The sequence below is a fragment of the Alcaligenes sp. SJTW-7 genome, assembly GCF_047716895.1.
GTDB lineage: Bacteria > Pseudomonadota > Gammaproteobacteria > Burkholderiales > Burkholderiaceae_B > Alcaligenes > Alcaligenes ammonioxydans.
Genome location: NZ_CP136682.1, coordinates 894,013 through 916,253 on the forward strand (window position 1 = coordinate 894,013; position 22,241 = coordinate 916,253).

Annotated in this window: 21 protein-coding genes; 7 read left to right on the forward strand and 14 right to left on the reverse strand. The window is 59.3% G+C overall.

The genetic code is table 11. The features are described 5' to 3' along the window. The first annotated feature begins 39 nt into the window (after positions 1-39). Positions 40-1,560 (forward strand): fumarate hydratase, encoded by a 1,521-nt coding sequence (locus RSQ48_RS03960; RefSeq protein WP_219235715.1) that lies wholly within the window; start codon positions 40-42, stop codon positions 1,558-1,560. A gap of 139 nt (positions 1,561-1,699) precedes the next feature. Here the strand turns inward: RSQ48_RS03960 and RSQ48_RS03965 are convergent, their stop codons facing one another. Beyond that, positions 1,700-2,053 (reverse strand): hypothetical protein, encoded by a 354-nt coding sequence (locus tag RSQ48_RS03965; protein WP_415302351.1) that lies wholly within the window; start codon positions 2,051-2,053, stop codon positions 1,700-1,702. Positions 2,054-2,235: 182 nt separating this feature from the next. Here RSQ48_RS03965 and RSQ48_RS03970 point away from each other — a divergent pair, with 182 nt between their 5' ends. From RSQ48_RS03970 to RSQ48_RS03980, 3 genes are all read left to right on the forward strand, one after another. Next, positions 2,236-2,514, forward strand: a complete 279-nt coding sequence (locus RSQ48_RS03970) for a hypothetical protein (RefSeq protein WP_003803472.1) — start codon at positions 2,236-2,238, stop codon at positions 2,512-2,514. Between the two features lie 139 nt (positions 2,515-2,653). Further along, positions 2,654-3,859, forward strand: a complete 1,206-nt coding sequence (locus RSQ48_RS03975) for a putative DNA modification/repair radical SAM protein (protein WP_003803469.1) — start codon at positions 2,654-2,656, stop codon at positions 3,857-3,859. A 52-nt stretch (positions 3,860-3,911) separates the two neighbouring features. Then, positions 3,912-5,429, forward strand: a complete 1,518-nt coding sequence (locus RSQ48_RS03980; protein ID WP_131071882.1) for a UdgX family uracil-DNA binding protein — start codon at positions 3,912-3,914, stop codon at positions 5,427-5,429. Here the strand turns inward: RSQ48_RS03980 and folK are convergent. The 4 genes from folK to hda are packed head-to-tail and all read right to left on the reverse strand — an operon-like array spanning position 5,413 to position 8,688. Further along, positions 5,413-5,898, reverse strand: a complete 486-nt coding sequence (gene folK / locus RSQ48_RS03985) for a 2-amino-4-hydroxy-6-hydroxymethyldihydropteridine diphosphokinase (RefSeq protein ID WP_131071333.1) — start codon at positions 5,896-5,898, stop codon at positions 5,413-5,415. The genes RSQ48_RS03980 and folK overlap by 17 nt on opposite strands. Further along, positions 5,895-7,274: a polynucleotide adenylyltransferase PcnB gene (gene pcnB, locus RSQ48_RS03990; RefSeq protein WP_219235717.1), complete on the reverse strand. Its 1,380-nt coding sequence runs from the start codon at positions 7,272-7,274 to the stop codon at positions 5,895-5,897. The genes folK and pcnB overlap by 4 nt, the downstream gene beginning before the upstream one ends. Positions 7,275-7,284: 10 nt before the next feature. Then, the gene (locus RSQ48_RS03995; RefSeq protein WP_003803460.1) at positions 7,285-7,986 is read right to left on the reverse strand and encodes an HAD family hydrolase; all 702 of its coding nucleotides are present in this window, start codon (positions 7,984-7,986) and stop codon (positions 7,285-7,287) included. Between the two features lie 3 nt (positions 7,987-7,989). Further along, positions 7,990-8,688: a DnaA regulatory inactivator Hda gene (hda, locus tag RSQ48_RS04000; protein ID WP_003803457.1), complete on the reverse strand. Its 699-nt coding sequence runs from the start codon at positions 8,686-8,688 to the stop codon at positions 7,990-7,992. 54 nt (positions 8,689-8,742) lie between these two features. Between hda and purM the strand changes: the two genes are divergently transcribed. Next, on the forward strand, positions 8,743-9,792 hold the full coding sequence (gene purM / locus RSQ48_RS04005; RefSeq protein ID WP_059318701.1) for a phosphoribosylformylglycinamidine cyclo-ligase: 1,050 nt from the start codon (positions 8,743-8,745) through the stop codon (positions 9,790-9,792). Between the two features lie 364 nt (positions 9,793-10,156). Here the strand turns inward: purM and miaA are convergent, their stop codons facing one another. Both miaA and mutL read right to left on the reverse strand, forming a co-directional pair. Then, positions 10,157-11,095 (reverse strand): tRNA (adenosine(37)-N6)-dimethylallyltransferase MiaA, encoded by a 939-nt coding sequence (gene miaA / locus RSQ48_RS04010; RefSeq protein ID WP_415302176.1) that lies wholly within the window; start codon positions 11,093-11,095, stop codon positions 10,157-10,159. Continuing rightward, positions 11,092-12,966, reverse strand: coding sequence for a DNA mismatch repair endonuclease MutL (mutL, locus tag RSQ48_RS04015; protein WP_415302177.1), 1,875 nt, complete (start codon positions 12,964-12,966; stop codon positions 11,092-11,094). The genes miaA and mutL overlap by 4 nt, the downstream gene beginning before the upstream one ends. Before the next feature lie 145 nt (positions 12,967-13,111). Here mutL and RSQ48_RS04020 point away from each other — a divergent pair, with 145 nt between their 5' ends. Beyond that, entirely contained in the window at positions 13,112-13,762 is a 651-nt protein-coding gene (locus RSQ48_RS04020; protein ID WP_003803450.1) for a VTT domain-containing protein, read from the forward strand. A 51-nt stretch (positions 13,763-13,813) separates the two neighbouring features. Here the strand turns inward: RSQ48_RS04020 and RSQ48_RS04025 are convergent, their stop codons facing one another. The 7 genes from RSQ48_RS04025 to RSQ48_RS04055 all read right to left on the reverse strand — a co-directional run bounded on the left by RSQ48_RS04025 (position 13,814) and on the right by RSQ48_RS04055 (position 21,037). Next, entirely contained in the window at positions 13,814-14,791 is a 978-nt protein-coding gene (locus tag RSQ48_RS04025) for an FAD:protein FMN transferase (RefSeq protein WP_415302178.1), read from the reverse strand. After that, complete coding sequence (locus RSQ48_RS04030) at positions 14,772-16,955, reverse strand: PepSY domain-containing protein (protein ID WP_415302179.1); 2,184 nt, start codon at positions 16,953-16,955, stop codon at positions 14,772-14,774. Before RSQ48_RS04030 ends, RSQ48_RS04025 begins: the two co-directional genes overlap by 20 nt. Before the next feature lie 9 nt (positions 16,956-16,964). Beyond that, positions 16,965-17,444 (reverse strand): DUF2271 domain-containing protein, encoded by a 480-nt coding sequence (locus RSQ48_RS04035; protein ID WP_003803447.1) that lies wholly within the window; start codon positions 17,442-17,444, stop codon positions 16,965-16,967. Positions 17,445-17,518: 74 nt separating this feature from the next. Continuing rightward, a complete protein-coding gene (locus RSQ48_RS04040) occupies positions 17,519-17,839 on the reverse strand; it encodes a PepSY domain-containing protein (protein ID WP_059318705.1) in 321 nt (106 codons plus the stop codon). A 457-nt stretch (positions 17,840-18,296) separates the two neighbouring features. Continuing rightward, positions 18,297-19,667, reverse strand: coding sequence for an N-acetylmuramoyl-L-alanine amidase (locus tag RSQ48_RS04045; RefSeq protein ID WP_240209005.1), 1,371 nt, complete (start codon positions 19,665-19,667; stop codon positions 18,297-18,299). After that, a complete protein-coding gene (locus RSQ48_RS04050; protein ID WP_003803444.1) occupies positions 19,631-20,131 on the reverse strand; it encodes a bifunctional alanine racemase/tRNA (adenosine(37)-N6)-threonylcarbamoyltransferase complex ATPase subunit type 1 TsaE in 501 nt (166 codons plus the stop codon). Before RSQ48_RS04050 ends, RSQ48_RS04045 begins: the two co-directional genes overlap by 37 nt. 9 nt (positions 20,132-20,140) lie before the next feature. Beyond that, on the reverse strand, positions 20,141-21,037 hold the full coding sequence (locus RSQ48_RS04055) for an AEC family transporter (RefSeq protein ID WP_003803443.1): 897 nt from the start codon (positions 21,035-21,037) through the stop codon (positions 20,141-20,143). 208 nt (positions 21,038-21,245) lie between these two features. Between RSQ48_RS04055 and RSQ48_RS04060 the strand changes: the two genes are divergently transcribed. Then, on the forward strand, positions 21,246-22,184 hold the full coding sequence (locus RSQ48_RS04060; protein ID WP_230406312.1) for a tripartite tricarboxylate transporter substrate binding protein BugE: 939 nt from the start codon (positions 21,246-21,248) through the stop codon (positions 22,182-22,184). The last annotated feature ends 57 nt before the right edge of the window (positions 22,185-22,241 follow it).

The following is a 22,241-nucleotide window of genomic DNA, read 5'->3' on the forward strand; positions in this document are numbered from 1 at the left end:
TTTCCCCTTGTTCATCCCGTTTTTGATATTGACGCCACCATGACCACCATTAAAGAAGACGATCTGATTCAGTCCATCGCCGACGCGGTGCAGTTCATCAGTTACTACCATCCCACTGATTATCTGGAGCATCTGGCCCGCGCCTACGAGCGTGAGCAGAACCCGGCGGCCAAAGATGCCATCGCCCAGATCCTGACCAACTCGCGCATGTGCGCCGAGGGCCACCGCCCCATCTGTCAGGACACCGGGGTGGTGAACGTATTCCTGAAAGTGGGGATGGGTGTGCGTTTCGATACCCAGCGCTCCTTGCAGGAGCTCTGTGACGAGGGGGTGCGTCGCGGTTATCTGAATCCGGATAACCCGCTGCGGGCCTCCATCCTGAACGACCCTCTTTTCACGCGCAAGAACACGCGCGACAACACCCCCTGTATCGTGAATGTCGAGCTGGTCGCCGGCGATCAGGTTCATATTCAGGTTGCAGCCAAGGGCGGTGGCTCGGAGAACAAGAGCAAGTTTGTGATGCTCAACCCCAGCGACTCCCTGGTGGATTGGGTTCTCAGGACCGTTCCTACGATGGGTGCGGGCTGGTGTCCTCCCGGCATGCTGGGTATTGGTGTGGGCGGCACGGCCGAAAAAGCCATGCTGATGGCCAAAGAGGCCCTGATGGAAGACATCGATATGTACGAGCTGCTGCAACGCGGCCCGCAAAGCAAGCTGGAAGAGCTGCGTATCGAGCTCTACGAGAAGGTCAATGCCCTGGGCATCGGCGCTCAGGGTCTGGGTGGTTTGACTACTGTGCTGGATGTGAAGATCAACACCTTCCCGACCCATGCCGCTTCCAAGCCTGTAGCCATGATCCCCAACTGTGCCGCGACGCGCCACGTCCATTTTTCGCTGGACGGTAACGGCCCCGCCGAGTTGGTTCCTCCTCCTTTGTCAGCCTGGCCTGACATTCACTGGGCACCGGATTACAACAAGTCCCGCCAGGTGAACCTGGACGAACTGACGCCAGAAGAGGTGGCTTCCTGGAAACCTGGTCAGACCCTGCTGCTGTCGGGCAAGATGTTGACGGGCCGTGATGCGGCTCACAAACGCATCCAGGACATGCTGGAAAAGGGTGAGTCCCTGCCTGTGGACTTCACCAACCGCGTGATTTACTACGTGGGCCCGGTTGACCCCGTGCGTGACGAAGCCGTTGGTCCAGCAGGCCCAACCACCGCTACTCGCATGGACAAGTTCACCGAGATGATGCTGTCTAAAACCGGCCTGATCTCCATGATCGGCAAGGCCGAACGCGGCCCGGCCGCCATTGAGGCCATCCGTGCTCACAAATCGGCCTACCTGATGGCCGTGGGTGGTTCCGCGTACCTGGTTTCCAAGGCCATTCGCAATGCGAAAGTGGTGGCTTTTGAAGATCTGGGCATGGAAGCCATTTACGAGTTCGAGGTTCAGGATATGCCCGTGACCGTCGCGGTGGATTCGCAAGGTGTGTCCGTGCACAACACCGGCCCCGCCGAATGGCGCAAACGTATTGCAGAGATCTCTTTGGTCGCTGTGTAAGACGTAAAGCGGGAAGCTTGGGCTTCCCGGCGTTGTTGATAAAAACCCGCATGAGTGTTTCTGGCCTGCTTGTAAAAGCAGCGTCAGTACAGCATTCAATGCGGGTTTTCTTTGGCCTGGACACTGGCTCCTTTTAGCATCACCCGTTCAGGACCTGAGCAACAAGCCTCGCAGCCGCAAATCCAAGGCTGCCAGCCGCTTGTGCCAAGCGGGCATCGCCATCCTCTTTCTGGGCTACCCAGAATGCGGTTTCGGCCAGACTGCCGTAAATCAGGCAAGCCAGGGCATGGGGGTCTGCCCGTTCAATTCGGCCTTGATCCAGCAGCGCCTGGTTCCTGGCTCGGCGGGCAACTGGTGCATGCGTATTGTGTGCAGGCCAATCCGGGGCTGAGCAGTGTGGGATCGGGTGTTGTGTTTCTGCTGCTCTGGGCACAGGTATTGCGTCGCCAAAACTGGATTCGGGAAGGTGGCAGGCTGTTTCTTTGGGTTTCACCAAGCGCAAGCGCGGGTTATTGCGGATTGGTATCTGGCATGCGTACTGCGACGATGATTGTCAGAACTCATTGAAATATTCTGTACATCGTTATGGTGTACGGTATAGGGATGCTTTCTGGCTGACCACCGAGGGGGCCCACACAAGCGGCCCATAGAGGTGGTCTTAATCAAGGGCCTTGTATGACGCAACTTCAGCGCTCCACCACTATTCCGCAGCTCAACCCCATGATTTGGAACACGCTTGAGCTTGTGCGTTTACGCCAGACTCCCTGGCACAAGAAACAAGCCGTGTTTGAACAATTACAGTCGCTGGGATTAGTTCAGGCCATCCCACAAACGACGCAGACTCCTTCTCCTTTTCCCGCGCCTTTGATTGCCATGTTGACCGAAGAAGGACGGCAATTGCTGGAGGCTCGCTCTCATCATCAAGAGGCATTGATCAAGCTGCTGGACGCTTGACCGTCGCTATAACGGGCCTGACGGTCAGCTGCCTGGCAGCCTGACCGGTGCAAGGTTTTCTTTTTTTGCCGAGTCGCAGGCTTGGTGACGCCGTCGCTGAAAACGGTATAATACTGTTTTTATATACAGCAATGGTGCCATGGAGCTTGCGCGCAAACTTGAGATTCTGGCTGACGCGGCCAAGTATGATGCCTCGTGCGCCAGCAGTGCGGCCCCCAAACGGGATTCCCGTGGGCGCACGGGTCTGGGCGCCAGTACCGGTGCCGGTATCTGCCACAGCTTTACGCCGGACGGACGCTGCGTTTCGCTGCTCAAGATACTGCTGACCAATTTTTGCCAGTATGACTGCCTGTATTGTGTGAACCGGCGCTCCAGCAACGTGCCACGCGCGCGTTTTCGGCCTGCAGAAGTGGTGGATCTGACGCTGGATTTTTATCGGCGCAACTATATAGATGGGCTTTTCCTGAGCTCGGGCATTATCCGCAGCTCGGACTACACCATGGAGAGTCTGGTCGAAGTGGCGCGTTCCTTGCGCGAGGATCATCATTTTCGTGGCTATATCCACCTTAAAACCATTCCGGATGCCGACCCGCAGTTGATCACGCTGGCAGGCCAGTACGCGGACCGGCTCAGCGTCAATATTGAGCTTCCCACGGATGCCGGCCTGAATCGCCTGGCTCCGGAAAAAAGCGGTCACACGATCAAGCGGGCCATGGGGGTGATTCGTCTGGCCCAGGAGCAGGCCCAGCAAGAGAAACGGCCCAAGGTGCCGGCGGGGCAAAGTACGCAGATGATCGTGGGGGCCGATGCGGCCGATGACCGCAATATTTTGCAAACCGCCCAGACGCTGTACGGGGCTTACAAGCTCAAACGGGTGTATTACTCCGCTTTTAGTCCTATTCCGGATAGTTCCTCGGCGCTGCCGGCGCAGCCGCCCCCGCTCTTGCGCGAGCACCGTCTGTATCAAGCCGATTTTTTGTTGCGCAGCTACGGGTTTCGGGCCGAGGAACTGTTTCAGAATACAGGCGACCTGCCTTTGGATATTGATCCCAAGCTGTCTTGGGCCTTGTCGAACCGGGATATTTTTCCGGTGGATCTGAACCGGGCCCCTGAACGACTGATTGCCCGTGTGCCGGGCATTGGTATTCGCAATGCCAAGCGTCTGGTGGAACTGCGTCAGATGCGGGCTATTCGATACCAGGACCTGATCCGTTTGCGTTGCTCTATCCGTACATTGCAGCCTTTTGTTGTGGTGCAGGATTATCGTCCCGGGCTAGCCGAGGCGGCCTCCGACACCTTACGTCGCATGCTGTCGAGCAATCCGCAGCAACTGAGCCTGCTATGAGGCCCGCTTGCCAGCTCTCCGCGTGGCCGACACCCGGCAAGGGCAGGCCCGGATGGTAACCCTGCAGGTAGACGGGGGGTACGCTGGCTGGCGGGAACAGGCTTTACGTGCTCTGGCCGCCGGCTGGGCACCGGAACAACTTTGCTGGGCAGACTCCTTCGCGGAACCGGGGCCCAGGGCGGGGCAAATCGGGCTGGAATATGAGCTCTCCCAGTCGCTGCCCCCCGCAACTGAGGTGTTGCAAGAGCCCCAGGGGCATGAACCCGCCAACCGGCCGTCGGTCCGTATTTCAAAAGGACTGGCTGCTTTGCTGCAAGATGCGGCGTTGTGCCGTACTGCACAGCGATGGGCCTTGCTCTATCGTGTCTTGTGGCGCTGGCACCACGGTGATCGCAGTGTGGAGTCCGTGGCCGACGAGGATGGGGCGCGTTTGTATGAGATGGCCAAGGCCGTTCGCAAGGAAAAGCACGACATGATGGCGTATGTGCGGTTTCGCCATTGTGGAACGGGCCAGTTGCCTGAGTACTGGGCTTGGTTTGAGCCTGAGCACGATGTTCTGGAGTGGATCGCTGATTATTTTTCCAGACGGATGGGGGGAACCTCTTGGTGTATTGCGACGCCTCGGCGTGTGGCGCTGTGGGATGGTCATACGCTGCAGCTACGGGATGCGCCGGACGATCTGAAAGCCCGACAGGCTGATCCGGGGCAGGACCAGGTAGAAGCCTTGTGGCTTCGTTATTACCAAAGCATTTTTAATCCCGCGCGCTTGAATGAAACGGCTTTGCAGCAGAGCATGCCGGTTCGATTCTGGAAGGGCTTGCCTGAAGCGAGCCTGATTCCGGCCATGGTCAGTGAGGCCCGTCGTGGAGCCCGACGAGTCGGCCAGTTCAGTGCGGTAAGTCAGATGCTAGGCAAGGTGATTGCGGTCCAGGCCGACCATGCACAGCCCGAACGCAGTGCGCCGTCGGTCCTGGAGGCCTGTCGTCGCTGCGGCCTTTGGGAGCACGCGACACACGGGGTGCCGGGGGAGGGCCCGGCAAGGGCCCGCATGATGCTGCTGGGGGAGCAGCCTGGCGACTACGAGGATTTGGCGGGGCGCGTTTTTGTAGGGCCTGCTGGGCAGATTCTGGATCAGGCATTGCAGCGTGCCGGTATTGAGCGCAACGCGCTGTATCTGAGCAATGCCGTCAAGCATTTCAAGTGGAAAGCGAGGGGTAAGCAGCGTTTACATGTCAGCCCCTCCCAGGCCGAAGTGCAGGCATGCGGGTATTGGCTGCAAGAGGAACTGGCGCGCCTTGAACCGGCTGTCATTGTTACGCTGGGAGCCACCGCCTTGTCTGCTTTGCTGGGGCCTGAGCGACGGCTTGCCGAATATCTGGCCAAACCTTTTCTCTGGGGGCAGACTTGGGTCATTGCGACCTGGCACCCCTCCTATGCGCTGCGTGTGGGCAATGCGGCCCGTCGTGAAGAGATTGTCAGCAGCATTGCCCAGGTGCTGCAAATGGGGTGGCAGCGGGCTGCAGAGCCGGCTGCGGACAGGGCTGAAAGCAGCCTTAGCCCAGCCGTGTGATGGCCTGGTCGCGCACCTGGGCAAGCAAGTCCTTCACGCTGCCTTGCGCCAGTTCAAGCTCAGGTGCCAGATCAGCCAGCGGAACCAGCACAAAGGCACGTTCGTGCATGCGCGGGTGTGGCACGGTCAGCCGTTCGGTGTCGATTTGTTCTTGACCGTAAAGCAGCACGTCCAGATCCAGAGTGCGGGGCGCATTGCGGTACAGGCGAGTGCGACCGTGCTCTTGCTCGATGGCTTGCAGTCTGTCCAGCAAATCCTCGGGGGCCAGCGTACAGGTGAATCGGGTGACGGTGTTGACGTAGTCCGGGCCACTGGAATCCACCGGTGCGGTGCTGTAGAAGTGCGCCAGTGTCAGATCCTGGATGCCGGGAGTAGCGGCCAGCTCTGCCGCCGCGGTTTCCAGTGTCTGACGTGCCTGACCCAGGTTCGCACCCAAGGCCACATAAACCGTTGTTCCGGCTGTGCTCATGCTGCATTTCCGCTGCTGGTACTGCTGCGCTTGGCATTGGAGCGGCGGCGGCGCGTGCGACGTTGTCCGCTGCGAGAGCCCGTGGCGGTCGCTGTAGCGGGTTTGCGCACGGCAATCATGGTGCTGCGCTCCTCGTCGCCTGCATCGGCCAGATCCATCCACCACTGTGCCTGCACGCTATCGACTTCTTTGGCTTCAGCACGAAGTTGTAAAAAGTCCACAGCGGCGCGAAAACGGGGCTGTTCGGTCATGCGCCAGATTGCACGGTTGGCGATGCGTTCAAAACGCGGCTGCATGAACCAGATTTCCCGCATATCCGATTGGAAGCGCTTTTGGATCGGCATGATGCGGCTTTGCTTTTCCAGAACCAGGTCGGCTGCCTCCAGCAGGGCTTGTTGAGGATGCATGTCCTGGCTGCTGCGTCGGTCCCACTCCTGCTTGACCAGTTTCCAGAGCAGGCAGGCATAAATAAAGCTGGGGCTGACGGATTTGCCGGCGCGCACACGGGTGTCGGTACGGGCCAGGGCCATATCCAGAAATTCCGCGCCGCCGGGCAGGCGCTGAACCGGCTCCACCATAGGCAATAGTTTGCTGTGCAGGCCCAGCGCTTGCAGGCGCTGTATGCAGTCCATGGCGTGACCGCAGTTCAGCAGTTTCAGCGTCTCGTCGGCCAGACGGGACTCGGGCACGTTCTCGATCAGACGTGACAAGGAACGGATCGGCGCGTCGGTGGCTGGTTCGATGGTGGCATCGAGCTTGGAGGCAAAGCGCACGGCGCGCAACATGCGCACCGGATCTTCGCGATAGCGGGTTTGCGCATCACCAATAATGCGCACCTGACGGTTTTTCAGATCGGCTACCCCGTTGTGGTAGTCGATGACGGTCTCGGTCAGCGGGTCGTAATAGAGCGCGTTCAGCGTAAAGTCACGGCGTGCGGCATCGTCTTCGATGGTGCCGTATTCATTGTCGCGCAGGATACGGCCATGCTCGTCCGTTTGTTTGCCGCTGTCATCGGCCCGGAATGTAGAGGTCTCGATGACTTCCTGACCAAAGACCACGTGGACCAGACGGAAGCGGCGCCCAATAATGCGTGCGCGACGAAACAGAGGACGGATCTGTTCGGGCGTGGCATTGGTGGCCACATCAAAGTCCTTGGGCTCCAGGCCCACCAGCAGATCGCGCACGGCGCCACCCACGACATAGGCTTGATAGCCTTCGTGGTTCAGGACCTCGCACACTTTGATGGCATGACGCGAGACCAGACGCCGGTCTATGCCATGTTCTTCACGTGTGTAGCGGCGCGGCCCTTTGGGACGCGCGCTTTTGGCTGGTTTGAGCAGCCGATCGACAAATGTTTTTATTGTTCGCTTTAGCATGCGTCTGATTTTACGATTTGCTGTCCATCATGTCAGCGAACAAATCGATGACTTCCCAATTACGTTCGGTCGCTACGGCGCGCAGTTTGTCGCTGGGGTTGGTGGCAACGGGGTCCGTCACCACTTCCATCAGGGGCAGATCGTTGGGCGAGTCGCTGTAGAACCAGCTGCGCTCGAAGTCGGACAGGGATTTGTCCATGGTCTGCAACCATTGTTGCACACGGGTAATCTTGCCAGCCTGAAAGCTGGGCACACCACTGATCTTGCCCGTGTAGCGACCTTCCTTCATTTCGGGGGTGGTGGCTATCAGGTGGTCCACGCCCAGCGCGGCGGCAATGGGGCGGGTCACAAATTCGTTGGTGGCAGTCACAATCGCCACCAGATGGCCCTGATCCTGGTGTTTGGCCAGCAACTCGCGGGCAGCCGGGCTGATCGAGGGCAGGATCACGGCTTGCATGAACTCGTCCTGCCAGGTCAGCAGTTCTTCCTGGCTGGCGTTGGTGAGCAGGCCCAACATGAATTCGGCCGATTCTTCGGCCGTCAACAATCCCTGGTTATAGCGTTCCATCAGTTCTTCATTCAGACGGATGGCTTGGACAGGATCGCCGACGCGGCCGGTACGGGCCAGAAAGTCTGCCCACTGGTAATCGCTATCTAAAGGAAGCAGGGTGTGGTCCAGATCAAACAGGGCAATAAAAGAAGAAGCAGTCATGACTCAACTAGAAGATTGGGTCTGGCTGTTGGCCAGAAGTTCTTTGAGCAGGGGTAAAGTGATGGGGCGTTTCTTTACCAGTGAATAGTTGTCCAGCGCATCAATCAATGCGCTCAGGCGGTTCATATCGCGATCGTAGTGAGTCAGTATCCAGCTGAGCACTTCTGCTTGCAGTTGCAGCCCGCGGGCCGCAGCCCGCTGTTGCATGGCTTCGGCCCGGTGGGCGTCCGACAGGTATTCCAGCCTGAACACCAGGTCCCACCCCAAGCGTGTGCGCAAGTCCTCGCGCACGGACATGGTTTTGGGAGCCCGGTCGCCGGAGACCAGCAGTGTGAAGGCGTCTGGCCGGGTGGCCGACTCGCGCCAGCGATTGTACAGTGCAAATACGGCAGCCTGTCCGTGCTCGTCAAAACGTTCGATATCGTCGATGGCTAAAAGGCTGGGAGGGGCTTTGTCATCGGTAGCGATGTCAAAGATGGGCTGGAAAGGAGTATCTGCACTAAAATAGCGGCTGTCGTCTCGACTGGCCATCGCCCGCAGCAGATGTGTTCGACCTGCACCGGGCGGTCCCCACAGGTAAACCGCGCGTCCTGGACTACACTGACGCAGAGCCTGCAACGCAGCCTGATTCGCTCCGGCAACAAAGTTGTCCAAAGAGGCAGGCGGTGCTGGAGATATATCCAGAATCAGTTGCTCGGTCATGTGTCGTACAATTTCGTCCAACTCGCAATTTTCACATATCCCACGGCTTTTCCCATGAAAAACACTACTTCTGTTTCCTTGACCTACCGCGATGCAGGCGTGGATATCGACGCGGGCGATGCCCTGGTCGACCGTATTAAACCACTGGCTGCCAAAACCATGCGTGCAGGCGTCATGGCTGGAATCGGAGGCTTTGGCGCTTTGTTTGAAGTGCCTACCCACCTTAAAGAGCCCGTTCTGGTGTCCGGCACCGACGGTGTTGGTACCAAACTACGCCTGGCATTTGACTGGCAGCGCCACGACACTGTGGGTATAGACCTGGTGGCCATGAGTGTCAACGACATTCTAGTCCAGGGCGCAGAACCCTTGTACTTTCTGGATTATTTTGCCTGCGGCAAGTTGTCGGTGGATACGGCAGCCCAGGTGGTCGGTGGTATTGCCAAGGGGTGCGAACTGTCCGCTTGCGCCCTGATCGGTGGCGAAACAGCCGAGATGCCCGGCATGTACCCCGAAGGTGAGTATGACCTGGCTGGTTTTGCAGTGGGTGCGGTGGAAAAATCCCGCATTATTGATGGCAAGTCCATTGTGCCAGGGGATGTGGTCCTGGGTCTGGCCTCCAGCGGCGCCCACTCCAACGGCTACTCGCTGATCCGCAAGATTCTCAAGCATGCCAATGCCAAGCCGACTGACGAGCTTGATGGCCGTCCGTTGGCGGATGTGGTCATGGAGCCCACCCGCATCTATGTGAAATCCGTCCTGGCTGCCCTGGCTGCCCACGGTGCGGACATCAAGGGTCTGGCCCATATCACGGGTGGCGGATTGCTGGAGAACGTGCCCCGTATCCTGCAAAAGAACCTCACCGCCCGTCTGAATCGTGATTCCTGGACCATGCCAGCCTTGTTCCAGTGGCTGCAAGCCAATGGCAACGTAGCGGACGAAGAAATGTACCGCGTGTTCAACTGCGGTATTGGCATGATCATGATTGTTCCTGCCGACAAGGCTGAGGCCATCAGTGCAACCCTGTCCGAGCATGGGGAAACCGTTTACACGCTGGGCGAGATCCTGGAACGTCAGGAAGGGCAGGCGCAGACTGAAGTGGTGTAAACCACGGAGATCGCGTTAACCCATGAAGCGGAAAAAGGCAGCGACAGGCTGCCTTTTTTTTGCCCTGTTCCCGTCCCTGACGCTGCCCCTGATTCAGTTTGCAGTCCCCAGGCTCGGATTTTTCGACCTTGCTTCCCAGCCTCGACGCTCTCCCTTGATCCAAGCTCAGGTGCCAAGCCAACATCGCCATGCTGCCCCCTCGCGTTGAGGTAGGGCTTTGGGTCTGCAATCTTGGCCCATCGTCTTGCCTCAAGGCCTGGAACCGACGTCTTACGCGAATCGCCGGGGCCTCATCTCTATCTTGTCGTTTGCTCTTGTGTGCCGGGCTTATGGCTTGTGCGCACAGCGCTGGCCTGCCAGATCCTCATGCAGGCCAGTAGTGGCGCGCTGCCGCTACGATGTGTTCGGCTGCCTGCGGGTCCTGGCAGTTGAATTGCAAACGGCCAGGCTCGGAGCGCAGCCAGGTTAATTGGCGTTTTGCCAGTTGTCGGGTAGCGGCAATGGCCTGCTCAACAGCCTGTTCCAGGCTCACCTCACCGTCCAGATAAGCCCAGAGTTGCCTATAACCTACACACCGGATGGAGGGCAGACCCGGGTGCAGATCAGAGCGCTGATGCAATTTTTCGACCTCCTGCAGCAGACCCTGCTCGATCATGTCCCGGTAACGGGTGGCGATGCGACGGTGCAGCCAGGCCCGGTCTTGGGGCTCCAGACTCAGGGTGATGTAGTGGTGGCTCTTTTCTTGCGGCTGGGCTTTCTCTTGTAACCAGTCGCTCATGGTTTTGCCGCTGATATGAAAAATTTCCAGGGCACGCTGAATGCGCTGGCTGTCGCGTGGGGCCAGCCGGGCGGCGGTGTCCGGGTCGATACGGCGCAGTTCTTCATGCATCGCGGGCCAGCCGATTTCCTGGGCTCGCTCATCCAGTTGTCGCCGGATGACCGGATCTGCCTGCGGCAGGTCATTCAGCCCTTCACGCAGGGCTTTGTAATACAGCATGGTGCCGCCGCACAGCACGGGGTAACGTCCGCGCGCCTGGATGCCTTGAATCAGGCGGCTTACGTCGCTGGCAAACTCGGCAGCCGAGTAGCTCTCTGCCGGATCGCGAATATCCAGCAGGTGGTGGGGGATAGCGGCTTGTTCCTGAGCACTGGGCTTGGCCGTGCCAATGTCCATGCCACGATAAATCGTCGCTGAATCCATCACGATCACTTCAATCGGCCAGTATTGGGCCAAGGTGTGCGTGGTGGCGCTTTTGCCGCTGGCGGTGGGCCCTGCCAGGCAAAGAATGGGTAAATCGTTCATTGTCCACGCATAAAAAGTTTGTCCAGCTCACTCAGCGTCCATTGGAACCAGGTGGGGCGGCCATGATTGCACAGGTCGGCCCGGTCGGTTTGCTCCATTTTGCGCAGCAGGGCGTTCATCTCCGGGATGCTCAGACGGCGGTTGGCGCGCACGGCACCGTGGCAGGCCATGGTGGAGAGCAGCTCGTTACGTTGTTCGTCCAGGTGGCGTGAGGAGCCCACCTGAGCCAGGTCGCGCAGAACAGCCCGGGCCAGGGATTCAATATCGCCTTGTGCCAGCAGTGCAGGAACGGCGCGCACAGCGATTGTGGCAGGGCCAGCCGGATTCATGCTCAAGCCCAGTTCGCTCAGGGTGTCGTGATGCTCGTCCAGCAAAGCAAGGTCCGTTTCTGAACAACTGAACACTACCGGTACCAGCAAATCCTGGCGGGGCAGATCGCGGCCATCGAGCGCCTGCTTCAACTGTTCATACACCACCCGCTCATGGGCGGCATGCATATCCACCAGAATCATGCCCTGACGGGTTTCGGACAGAATGTAGACACCGTGCAACTGGCCTAGTGCCATGCCCAGGGGGAACTCGTCAATAGCCGTGTCGGTATCGCTTTGATAGTGGGTGGCGGGAGGGTTGTCGTGCGTTGGCTCAATGGGGCGGTACAGGGATTTCCAGTCCGCATTGCCGCCCCCCGCGGGTTCGCGCAGACTAAAACTGGATTGCCAGCCTTGACGGGCCGGATGGCTGTAAGGCAGGGACGGTTCGTGGCTACTGTACTCGCCTGATGAGCCCAGGCTCGCAGCGCCCGCCGGTGAGGCAGAAGCCATGTCGGGCAAGGAGGTTGCGCTTTGTGGCAGGGGCATGGCGGCCACCGGTGTATCGCCGGCCATGCTGCCCTGAGCCAGAGCTTGTCCGACCGCCTGCAAGACAAAGCGGTACACGGCGCCACTGTCGCGAAAGCGAACCTCGTGCTTGGCCGGGTGCACGTTCACATCCAGCGTAGAGGGGGCAATGTCCAGAAAGAGCGCATAGGCAGGTTGGCGATCCCCGTGCAGCACATCAGCATACGCGCTGCGTATGGCGTGCGATACCGTGCGATCACGTACAAAGCGGCCATTGACGAACAGGAACTGCTTGTCTGCGTTGGGGCGAGCATGGGCCGGGTGGATCACCAGCCCGCGCAAGCCAATCAAACTTTGTTCTTGAGCCACGGGCAGGCTTTGTTCGATGAACTCCTTGCCCAGAATATCCAGCAGACGCTGTTCCAGGGGGCCACTGCGCCAGTGACGCTGCGGCTTGTCATTGTGGAACAATCGAAAAGCGATCTGTGGTTGAGCCAGAGCGATGCGCTCCAAGGCGGTCACACAGTGACCGTATTCGGTTCCTTCGGTGCGCAGAAATTTGCGGCGTGCGGGAATATCGTCAAAAAGCTGGCGTACATCCACATGCGTGCCAATCTGCCCCGAGGCTGGTTGCGGTTCACTCAGGCCCAGCGAATATTCCCAGGCGTGCGGATCTTCCTGGGTGCGCGAATTGATGGTCAGGCGGGCCACCGAGGCAATGGATGGCAGGGCCTCGCCCCGAAAGCCCATCGAGGCAACGGATTCCAGCTCGTCCAGCGAGCGGATTTTGCTGGTGGCGTGCTGCAGCAGCGCCAGGGGCAGTTCGTCCTGGGGAATGCCGTGGCCGTCGTCGCTGACACAGATGCGGCGTATGCCTCCGCCGTCCAGGCGAATCTCGATGGCACTGGCTCCGGCGTCAATGGCGTTTTCCAGTAGTTCTTTCAGGACCGATGCCGGGCGCTCAATAACCTCACCGGCTGCAATTTGGCTTACAAGCAGGTCCGGGAGTGGGATAATACGGCGTCGTGATGACATAGGGCGGCTGGCCTTGTGTGTATTCAGGGTTGAACGGTACAGGTTCAACGGGTTTCAACAGGTAGCGGCTTATTTTACCCGCTTGCTCTAGCGGGCCGGTCTGAGCCGTATCGGACCGGCTAAATTATTATTTTGGTGTGGAACTATGCCCGATTTACTCAGCATGATCCTTCATATTGACCAGTACCTGGGTGTGTGGGTCGAGCAGTATGGAGCATGGATTTATCTTGTTCTGTTCTTGATTATATTTGGCGAAACCGGGCTTGTGGTTTTGCCCTTTTTGCCAGGCGACTCCCTGCTGTTTATTGCGGGGGCCTTCGGGGCCTCGGGCATGCTGGACCCGGTGTTGCTCGGTGGGCTACTGATTGTGGCGGCAGTGCTGGGCAATACCGTCAATTACCATGTGGGACGTTATATAGGTCCGAAAGTCTTTACCCAGGAATCGCGCTTTCTGGATCGCCGCGCGCTGGTCAAGACCCATGCATTCTATGAAAAGCACGGGGGCAAGACCATTGTCATTTCTCGCTTCCTGCCCCTGTTTCGCACCTTTGCCCCCTTTGTGGCGGGGGTGGGCCATATGAACGCCTTGCGCTTTCAGGCGTACAACGTGACCGGGGCGGTGCTGTGGATTTGCAGCTTGATCACCCTGGGCTATTTTTTTGGAAATGTGCCCTTCATCAAGGCGCACTTGAACACTATTGTGTTGATCGGCATTGCGGCTGCGGCCGTGCCGGTTGTGCTCGGTGCCGTATGGAAACTGCTCAAACGCAAGAGCAAGGGGGACGCCGCGCTCTAGGCTGGCCGGCCATCGGGCGAGTGTACAAAAAGGACGCTAAGGCGTCCTTTTTTATTCTGCCTGCTTGGGGTCTGTCACCGCTTCGCTGAACCGTCCCAGCCCGACGGTGGTCAAGCGATTGTCGCGTCGCAGCAGCCACAGCGCCTCGATACCCAGGCTTTGTGCCAGTGCCATGCCATCGTTGCCGCTGACCAGCAAGGCAGTGGCCCAGGCGTCAGCCCGCATACAGTCTGGCGCCAGAACGGTGACAGAAGCGATATCGTTGCGAACGGGTGCGCGCCGCCGACCATTCATGGTGTGTGCGACTCGAACTTCACCGAGTTGTAGAAAGTGCCGGTAATCGCCCGAGGTGGCGATGGACAGATTATCCAATTCAACCACGCTGTGCGTGGCGCGTCGTCCGTCCTGGGGGTACTCGACCGCTACCGCCCAAGGTTGGCCTTGAGCCTGGCTGTTCAGAGCGCGAAGTTCGCCGTCCAGGGCCAGCAAGGCGTGATCAAGTCCATATTGACGCAGCACCAGGGCCATACGGTCTACGGCATAGCCTTTGGCGATCCCGCAAAGATCCAGCTGTATCGGCGCGTGCTTGATGGCGCGGCCGGCGGCCACATCCAGCTCCAGTGTCTCATGAGCCGGGGCAGAAGTAGCTTGGGCAGCACGACGGATGGCAGCAGCATCGGGGCTCTGTCGGGCCGGGCCAAAGCCCCAGGCCTGCACCAGATCCCCGACTCCAGGGTCAAAAGCACCCTGGCTGCGACGATTGACCTCCAGGGCGCAGGCCAAAACCTCAAGAATTTCTGGCGGTAAATCCAGCCAGGTGCCAGCAGGAGTGCGATTGAGCCGGTTCAGCGCGCTGTCGGGTAGCCACGGGGACATCTGCCGGTCCACCTGCTGGACAGCGTCTGCCAACGCCTTCTGCAGGCCTGCAGCCTGTGCCGCATCGTCTGTATCCACCAAGGCAGACCATCGCGTGCCCATGGTGGGGCCGTTCAGCGTCAGACGTTGAACGTTAGAAGAGGTCTTCGGCATAGCGCCCGTTCTCCTTGAGCCAGGCCAGGCTTTTGCCCATGTCCATCAGAATCGTGTCCAGCTGCTGTTTGACGGCCTGAGCCATGGGGCGGCTGCCACAAACACGCACAAGCGCGCCTTTTTCCAGAAGGGTACGGATCTGTTGAGCGTCACGCTGCACGGCGTTCTGGACATAACCGCCCCCATCGGGCATTCGGGAAAAAGTGGAGTGTAGTTCGCGCAGATGGCCCTGGGTCTGCCAGTCCTTGAGCTCCTTGCCAAAATAGAAATCCCGCTTGCAGTCCCGGGTACCGTAATACAGGTACATGGGACGATGGCGTGTGTTGTCTCGAATAAAGCCAGCCAGTGGGGCGACGCCGGTCCCTGCGCCGATCAGCACCACCGGGCGTCGGGAGCCGGTAAGCGTGAAGCCGGGGTTGGGTCGGATGAAGGCTTGAATCGTGTCCCCGATGTGCAGGCTATGCAAATAGGGAGAGCAGACTCCGCCGCTGGTGTGTCGCACACAGATTTCCAAGAATCCATCCTGTTTGCCTGAGGCCAGAGAGTAGTAGCGTGGGACTGACTGCTCACCGGGAGGAAGAATGCCCAGCAGGTCTCCGGCCGCGAAGCGTGCCAAGGGCTGGTCGGGCAGCGCAAAGCGCAGGATGACGGCAGGCTGGCCCGCTGCACCGGGAAAGTCCTGGCGTGACAGCAGGGTCAGGCTTGCCATGCGCGGCAGTCGGGGTTGATAGGCCAGCGGCACAGGTTGACCCAGTACGTCGGACAGTGCGCGCCCCCAGCGGGCAAATTCCTGGGGGGACTGCTGATGGATACGCTCCAGCGCCATCAAGGGTTGCCACCCCCGTTCCCGTAAGCTGTGTTCGAGCGCGTTGGCAAATCCGCAGAAATCAGGAAACTGGCGATCCCCAAACCCTAGAACGGCGACTTGAGCGTCGGTGGGTGGCTGGCTGGCGATCCGCTTGAGTGCTTTTTGTGCGTGGGCAGGAGGCTGGCCTTCACCGTACGTGGCGGCGAGGATATACACATGGCGTGCCGCGGGCGGCACCCGCCAGTTCTCCAGCGATGTGGTATGAACCTGACGGCCCATGGCTTTGAGGGCATCGTGCAACGCTTGCGCAAAGCCCCAGGTACTGCCGCCTTCACTCGCGACAAAAATCAGGCTGTCGGCCTGGGTCAGAGGGCTATTGCCTTTAAGTCTCGGGCGGCTGCGGCGCGCTTGCCACCACATCAGAAGGCCTGTGTACCAGAACAGGGGGATGCTCGCTGCCGACAGGCACAGAAAAACAGCCCACAGCCAGGCTCCCTCTCCGGTATGTAAAAGCAGGACCCAGTCGTAGAGGCGCTGTGCCTGGGTGGATGCTTCCCACGCCAAGGTCTGGCCCCTGTACTGGTCTGCCCAGCCCTGGCCTTGAGCGGTGACCACACGCCAGGTGTCCTGTGGATCATCGGGCGTGGGCAGATTGAGCCGTTCCAGATCCTGCGCGCGCAAGCTCCGAAGCAGTTCGATCTGGTCCGGGGGAAGTGGTGGCTGTCCGGTGGCTTGTGAGCTCACCTCGGGCTCCGTGTCCGGACTCAGGGTAATGAGTTCGAACGTGCTGGCGCTCATGTAAAGAGCGGTGGCTGAGGACAGGGCCAGGATCAGCACAATGACCCTGCCGCTCAGGACATGCAGGCGTTGGGGGAGGGTTCCGCGAACGGGGCCGGCAAGACCCCGCCATCCTCCCATACGACGCAGCAGCAGTAGGAGTCCGGACACGGACAAGACCAACATGGCCAGCGCCACCATGGCGGCGGTAATGCGCCCCGGATCGTCCATCAAGAAAGTACGATGCAGGTTCTTGACCCAGCGTGGCAGCAGGGAAGCCTGGTAGTCCCCCAGAATCTTGCCGTCTGCCGGGTCCACACGTACGGCCTGGGCTTGTCCGTCCTCAAACGCATAGACAACGAAGATCCCCGAGGGCAGATGACGGATTTCTTCTGCGCCAGGGACGGTGCCCTTGATGCGCTCAACCAGTGTGGCAAGCGGCAGGTCGGACTCGGTAGGAGCCGCCTGCACGGCGTTACGCAAGGGGTCAAGTGCCAACATCGTGCCCGTGATGCCCAGAACCAGCGCGAGGGTGCCCGCTACCAGCCCCAGCCATCGATGGACGAATCGCCAGATCATGTGGATTCCTTACTGCAACTGATAGGTCAGGGATTGAATATATTGTTTACCTGCCTGGGGCGAACCGGCATTGGCGGCAGTCAGGGGAACACGGATTTCCGAAGGGCTGTCCCGCATGTCTTCGGCGGCAGCATCGACACGCAGCTCGTACCCGGCATCAATTAGGGCATCCTCCAGTTCTGCTGTCACCTCCAGCGTGCGCCCGGCACCGACGCTGGCGCCTGTTACGCCTTGCAGACGTTGCCCATCGCCGGCTGACAGGCGATTCCAGTCCGACAGATGTTTGTAGTATTTGGCTTTGCCGCCGGCGACCCACAGCGTGCGCACGTAGGCGCCTTGGGCATCGGTCAGGTAGACCGCCAGGTAGGCCCCGTCACCGCCATAGTTTTTCAGAGTGGTGGAAAGTGCCACAGTACGGCCCTGCGCTAAAGTGGGCAGGGCCACGCTACAGGCTGCAGCCAGGGTGGTGAGAAGAAAGCGTTTGGACATATTGGTCCTCCAGGGTGAGCAAAGGGAAACGACTTCAGGATGGGAGTAAGAGCGGCGGCACTCAGGCACACGCGTTAGTGGCTTCTTTCGCGGTCACGTTCGCGCTCCGGTTTGTCATGGCCATCGCGCACTTTCATTTTCACGACGCGCAGCGTTTGCGGATCAAGCTTGGCTTTAAATGAGCGACCCTGGGCATCCCGCCCGCGGATTTCATAGCAGCCGTCGTCTATTTTCAGGCGTTGCACCTCCCAGCCCAGACTGGCGGCATGTTCCAGCGCAGCATCCCGGCTCTGCCATTGCTGTACGGGGACATCACAGTCGTCGTCAGCATGGGCTGGAGCGACCATCAGGGACAGACAGAGGTACACAATAAGCAGGCAGGGGCGGTGTTTCATGATCTTTTCCTTGTCGTTTGGAGCAAAGGCAGGAACGCTTGGCGGACGGGGCAGGGCAGGCGGGTCAGCGTGCTGAGCCAGGCTGCCACTTGTGGCAGAGGCGGCCGTTCAGGCAGGCGGCTCGGACGGGGCGGGCCCCGCCGCTGGATTTGTGGCTCCGGTCTGAGATGAGGCGCACGGGCAGGGAAGGCGATAAAGCGCCAGACCGGGCAGGCTGAACATAGCCTGGTTGGGACGGCGCCAAAAAGTAGAAGGAGACTGGATTTGCCTCATCGACTATCTCTTGGAAAGGTGTGTCGCTTAAGGTGTGCTCACGTAAAAGCGCTGTAAACAGGAATAAGGATAGTGTAGCGGGTAAGGGGGGCGGTGAAACGGCGTTAAGCCGGCAGCCATTGCCAAAGATCAAAAAAAGCGCAGCAGAAAACTGGTGCGCTTTTTTGGGCAGGGGCTGTCGGGTTTAGCTCCGGCTGGCCAGTGCGGGGAATTCGGCAAAATACCCCCGGATGCCGGTCAGAATGGCCTGGGCAATTTTGTCCTGATGGGAAGCGCTTCGTAACAGGCGTTCTTCTTCAGGATTACTGATAAACGCAGTCTCGATCAGGATGGATGGGATGTCCGGTGCCTTGAGCACCGCAAAACCCGCCCGCTCAACATTGCGTTTATGCAGACGATTGATCTTGCCGATCTCACTTAGCAATCGTGAACCCACTTTGACGGAGTCGTTAATCTGGGCTGCCGTGGACAAGTCCAGCAGAATCTGGGCGACCTGACGGTTGTGGGAGCCCAGATTCAGTCCACCGATCAAGTCGGCATCGTTTTCTTTCTTGGCCAGCCAGCGGGCGGCCGAACTGGTCGCGCCGTTCTGGGACAGGGCGTAAATGGACGAGCCACGGGCACTGGGTTTGATCCAGGCGTCAGCATGAATACTGATGAACAGGTCTGCCTTGACCCGCCGCGCTTTCTGTACTCGCACCTGCAGCGGCACGAAGAAATCCGAGTCGCGGGTCAGGTACGTGCGCATATTTGGCTGGGCATCGATCAAGCGTTTCAGCCGTCGAGCGATGTTCAGCACGACATCTTTTTCCCGTGTTCCACCGGGGCCGATCGCACCTGGGTCCTCGCCGCCATGGCCAGGGTCCAGCGCAATCAGCAAGGGGCGATTGGGCGTGCCGGGCGTGGCCGCGGGAGCGGGAGAGCGGGGAGGCGTGCTGACCGGTGGCGGCGTCGGGCGGGCCACCGGAGGCAGTGTTTGCCCCTGTACCGTTGGCACGGGTGCGTCGGGCGAGTTTTGTGCCAGGCTTTCCAGGACGGAGGCCAGCGGATCGTTGTCGTCCTGGATTTGCAGGGCCAGCAGGGGGTCTTGCGCGACGCGCGGATATAAGTCCAGAACCAGACGGTACTTGTATTCGCCAACGGGCTTGAGCGTGAAAATCTGCGGAGCGACGGCTTGTTTCAGATCCAGCACCAGACGCACCACGTCGGGGCGGTTCTGGCCCACGCGTACGGAGCGGATGTAGGGATCATTGGGGCGGACCTTGGACACCAGCTCTTCAATGGTGCGGTTCATGGTCAAGCCCTGGATATCGACCACCATGCGGTGGGGATTTTCCAGTGTGAAGTGCTCGGCCTTGAGCTCGCTATCCATTTCCAGGGTAACGCGAGTGTATTCGTCGGCCGGCCAGGTGCGGACCGCCACAATGGTGCTGGCATTGGCCAGTCGCGGGATGACAGGAAGCAGGAACAGGGTCGTGGCCGAGGCGACGAATCGGCGACGGGCCTTGCCGGCTGGGGCTACTTCTGCAGGCTGGGGGCGAGTGTCGTAATCCATAGCGTTCCTTTGGCGCTGTGTGCATCCAGGGTGGCCAAACGACCGTCACCACAATAATCCAGGTGTAAATCCAGATCGGGCTCGGGCAATAAATCCCCTGCTTTTTCGGGCCATTCGATCAGCACAACAGCATTGTCTTGCAAAATATCGCGAAAACCTGCATCGACCCATTCTCGTGGATCGCTAAATCTATAAAAATCAAGATGATAGAAGTATAAGCTAGAAACTTTATAACTTTCAAGCAAAGCATAGCTGGGACTTTTGATACGGCCGGTAACGCCGCAGGCACGCAACAAGGCGCGCACAAAGTGGGTTTTACCGGCGCCCAGGTCGCCATGTAGATGGATTCGGCCGCCTGGCGGCACACCGGCTACCTGACCGCTGAGCAGCGGCGCAAGGCCCTGGGCCAGGGCGGTCGTGGCGTCCTCGTCAGGCAGGGATACAGTCAAGGAGTGCGGATTCATAGGCACAGATCAGGGAGCAAGGGATAACCACAGTGGAATGGTCAAGCCCGCTAGTATAGTGCCGATCGACATGCTCAGCGCGACCAGGCGGCTGTCGGCGCCCATGCGGGCAGCCAGCACATGAGCCGAGGAAGCGGTGGGCAGGGCGGCAAACACCAGTAGCATTTGACGCTCCAGGGCGCTCATGTCCAGGGCCCAGGCAATCAGCAGTGCGGCGGCCGGCAAGGCAAGCAGTTTGACGGTGCTGATCCAGCCGATCAGGGCACTGGCCTGACGTGAACCCTGCAGCGACAAGGTCGCACCCACGCACAGCAAACCGATACCCAGGGCGCACGCTCCCAGCCGGCCCAATGCGAGCTGCACAGGCGCGGGCACGGACAGGCCGGCCAGGTTCCAGGCCAGGGCTGCCAGGGTGGACAAAATAAGCGGGTTTTTAAGCAGCTCAATGGCGATGCGTCCTTGTTGACCGCGAGCCAGCACCGTGACTGCCACCATATTGGCCATCGGAACAGAAAAACCGACCAGCAAGGCCATGACAGCCACCCCTGGCGGGCCGGCAATTGCGCTGGCCAGGGACATGCCCAAATAGGTATTAAAACGAAAAGCGCACTGGGTCAGCGCGGCGTGTTGCAGGGGATCCGGTTTGAGAACCGGCAGTGCCAGCCAGGCCAGTGCCGTGCCTACGGCAATCAGGGTCGCGGCTGCCAGCAACAGGGGCCAGGTATCGCTCAGGTTCAGGGGGATGCGGGTAATGGAATCAAACAGCAAGGCAGGAAACAGGACGTAATAGACCAGTTTTTCCGCACCGAGAAAGAATTCCCGACTGAAATGAAAGCGATGCAGCAGCAGCGCCCCCAAGGCGATCAATAAAAAGTCGGGCAGGATCAGCGGGAATATTGTGACCATGATGACGGTAAATGCCAGCAGATATAGGTATATCCCCGGTGGGTATCTGCAACGATAATTAAGTATTGAGGGGACCGAGCTGCGCTATGATTAGTTAGGTCCCCTTACCCAGGGGAAGGATCGACAAAAAGATGAAAGAGGAGATGTTCCCATGATAGAGAAGTTTCCCAAGAAATTTGCGCTGCTATCCCTTTGTGCAAGTTTGTCCATGATCGGCACGGCAACAGTGGCGCACGCTCAGGCCGATTACCCCAGTCAGCCGATTCGCGTCATTGTGCCGTTTGCTCCCGGCGGTTCCACTGACATTGTGACGCGCATTGTGACCAAAGGCATGAGCGAAGTATTGGGCCAGTCCATGGTGGTTGAAAACAAGGGCGGCGCCGGTGGTGCTATCGGTGCGGCCGAGGCAGCGCGTGCCAAACCGGACGGCTATACCTTGTCCATTGCCACTATCTCGACCCTGGCGGTGAACCCTGCCTGCCGCCCCAATGATTTGCCCTACGATCCCTTGAAAGATTTTGTGCCGGTCAGCAATTTTGCAAACCTGCCCAACGTGATCGAAGTCAATCCCAAGTTTCCGGCACAGAACTTCAAAGAGTTCGTGCAGCAGTTGAAAGACAATCCTGGCAAGTACTCCTACGGCAGCTCGGGCACCTGCTCGGTACTGCATTTGTTTGGTGAGGCCTTCAAGCTGGCAACCGGCACCGATATTGTGCACGTCCCCTATCGTGGCGCAGGTCCGGCGGTAACCGATGCGGTGGGTGGCCAGATCAATGCGATGTTCGATAATCTGCCCTCGTCCATGGCCCAGATTCAGGCAGGCAATCTGCGTGCTTTGGCCATTGCCTGGCCCGAGCGTCTGCCCGCCTTGAAAGATGTGCCAACCCTGGCCGAAGAAGGCTATCCGCAGCTGAACAGCCCTGCCTGGTATGGTCTGCTGGCCCCCAAGGGCACCCCGCCGGAGATCGTCGCCAAGCTGCATCAAGCGGCTGTTGAGGCGTTGAAGAAGCCTGAAATCATTGCGGCCTTGGAAAAGCAGGGTGCAACGCCATCGGGTAATTCGCCTGAAGAGTTCGCCAAGGAAATTCAGGAGCAATACGACTGGGCACATGATGTTGTCAAGAAAGGCAATATCAAGCTGGAATAAGCGCTTTTTGTCGTTCCATCAATACAAAAAACCGGCCTGAAAAGGCCGGTTTTTTGT

Excerpts from the sequence above, each read along its gene's own strand:
- miaA (WP_415302176.1), bottom strand. The coding sequence starts at position 11,095 with ATGAACGATTTACCCATTCTTTGCCTGGCAGGGCCCACCGCCAGCGGC.
- RSQ48_RS04030 (WP_415302179.1), bottom strand. The coding sequence starts at position 16,955 with ATGATCTGGCGATTCGTCCATCGATGGCTGGGGCTGGTAGCGGGCACC.
- pcnB (WP_219235717.1), bottom strand. The coding sequence starts at position 7,274 with ATGCTAAAGCGAACAATAAAAACATTTGTCGATCGGCTGCTCAAACCA.
- RSQ48_RS04020 (WP_003803450.1), top strand. The coding sequence starts at position 13,112 with ATGCCCGATTTACTCAGCATGATCCTTCATATTGACCAGTACCTGGGT.
- RSQ48_RS03975 (WP_003803469.1), top strand. The coding sequence starts at position 2,654 with ATGGAGCTTGCGCGCAAACTTGAGATTCTGGCTGACGCGGCCAAGTAT.
- RSQ48_RS04025 (WP_415302178.1), bottom strand. The coding sequence starts at position 14,791 with ATGCCGAAGACCTCTTCTAACGTTCAACGTCTGACGCTGAACGGCCCC.
- folK (WP_131071333.1), bottom strand. The coding sequence starts at position 5,898 with ATGAGCACAGCCGGAACAACGGTTTATGTGGCCTTGGGTGCGAACCTG.
- RSQ48_RS04040 (WP_059318705.1), bottom strand. The coding sequence starts at position 17,839 with ATGAAACACCGCCCCTGCCTGCTTATTGTGTACCTCTGTCTGTCCCTG.
- RSQ48_RS03995 (WP_003803460.1), bottom strand. The coding sequence starts at position 7,986 with ATGACTGCTTCTTCTTTTATTGCCCTGTTTGATCTGGACCACACCCTG.
- RSQ48_RS04060 (WP_230406312.1), top strand. The coding sequence starts at position 21,246 with ATGATCGGCACGGCAACAGTGGCGCACGCTCAGGCCGATTACCCCAGT.
- RSQ48_RS04035 (WP_003803447.1), bottom strand. The coding sequence starts at position 17,444 with ATGTCCAAACGCTTTCTTCTCACCACCCTGGCTGCAGCCTGTAGCGTG.
- RSQ48_RS04045 (WP_240209005.1), bottom strand. The coding sequence starts at position 19,667 with ATGGATTACGACACTCGCCCCCAGCCTGCAGAAGTAGCCCCAGCCGGC.
- RSQ48_RS04055 (WP_003803443.1), bottom strand. The coding sequence starts at position 21,037 with ATGGTCACAATATTCCCGCTGATCCTGCCCGACTTTTTATTGATCGCC.
- hda (WP_003803457.1), bottom strand. The coding sequence starts at position 8,688 with ATGACCGAGCAACTGATTCTGGATATATCTCCAGCACCGCCTGCCTCT.
- RSQ48_RS03980 (WP_131071882.1), top strand. The coding sequence starts at position 3,912 with ATGGTAACCCTGCAGGTAGACGGGGGGTACGCTGGCTGGCGGGAACAG.
- RSQ48_RS03960 (WP_219235715.1), top strand. The coding sequence starts at position 40 with ATGACCACCATTAAAGAAGACGATCTGATTCAGTCCATCGCCGACGCG.
- mutL (WP_415302177.1), bottom strand. The coding sequence starts at position 12,966 with ATGTCATCACGACGCCGTATTATCCCACTCCCGGACCTGCTTGTAAGC.
- purM (WP_059318701.1), top strand. The coding sequence starts at position 8,743 with ATGAAAAACACTACTTCTGTTTCCTTGACCTACCGCGATGCAGGCGTG.
- RSQ48_RS04050 (WP_003803444.1), bottom strand. The coding sequence starts at position 20,131 with ATGAATCCGCACTCCTTGACTGTATCCCTGCCTGACGAGGACGCCACG.
- RSQ48_RS03970 (WP_003803472.1), top strand. The coding sequence starts at position 2,236 with ATGACGCAACTTCAGCGCTCCACCACTATTCCGCAGCTCAACCCCATG.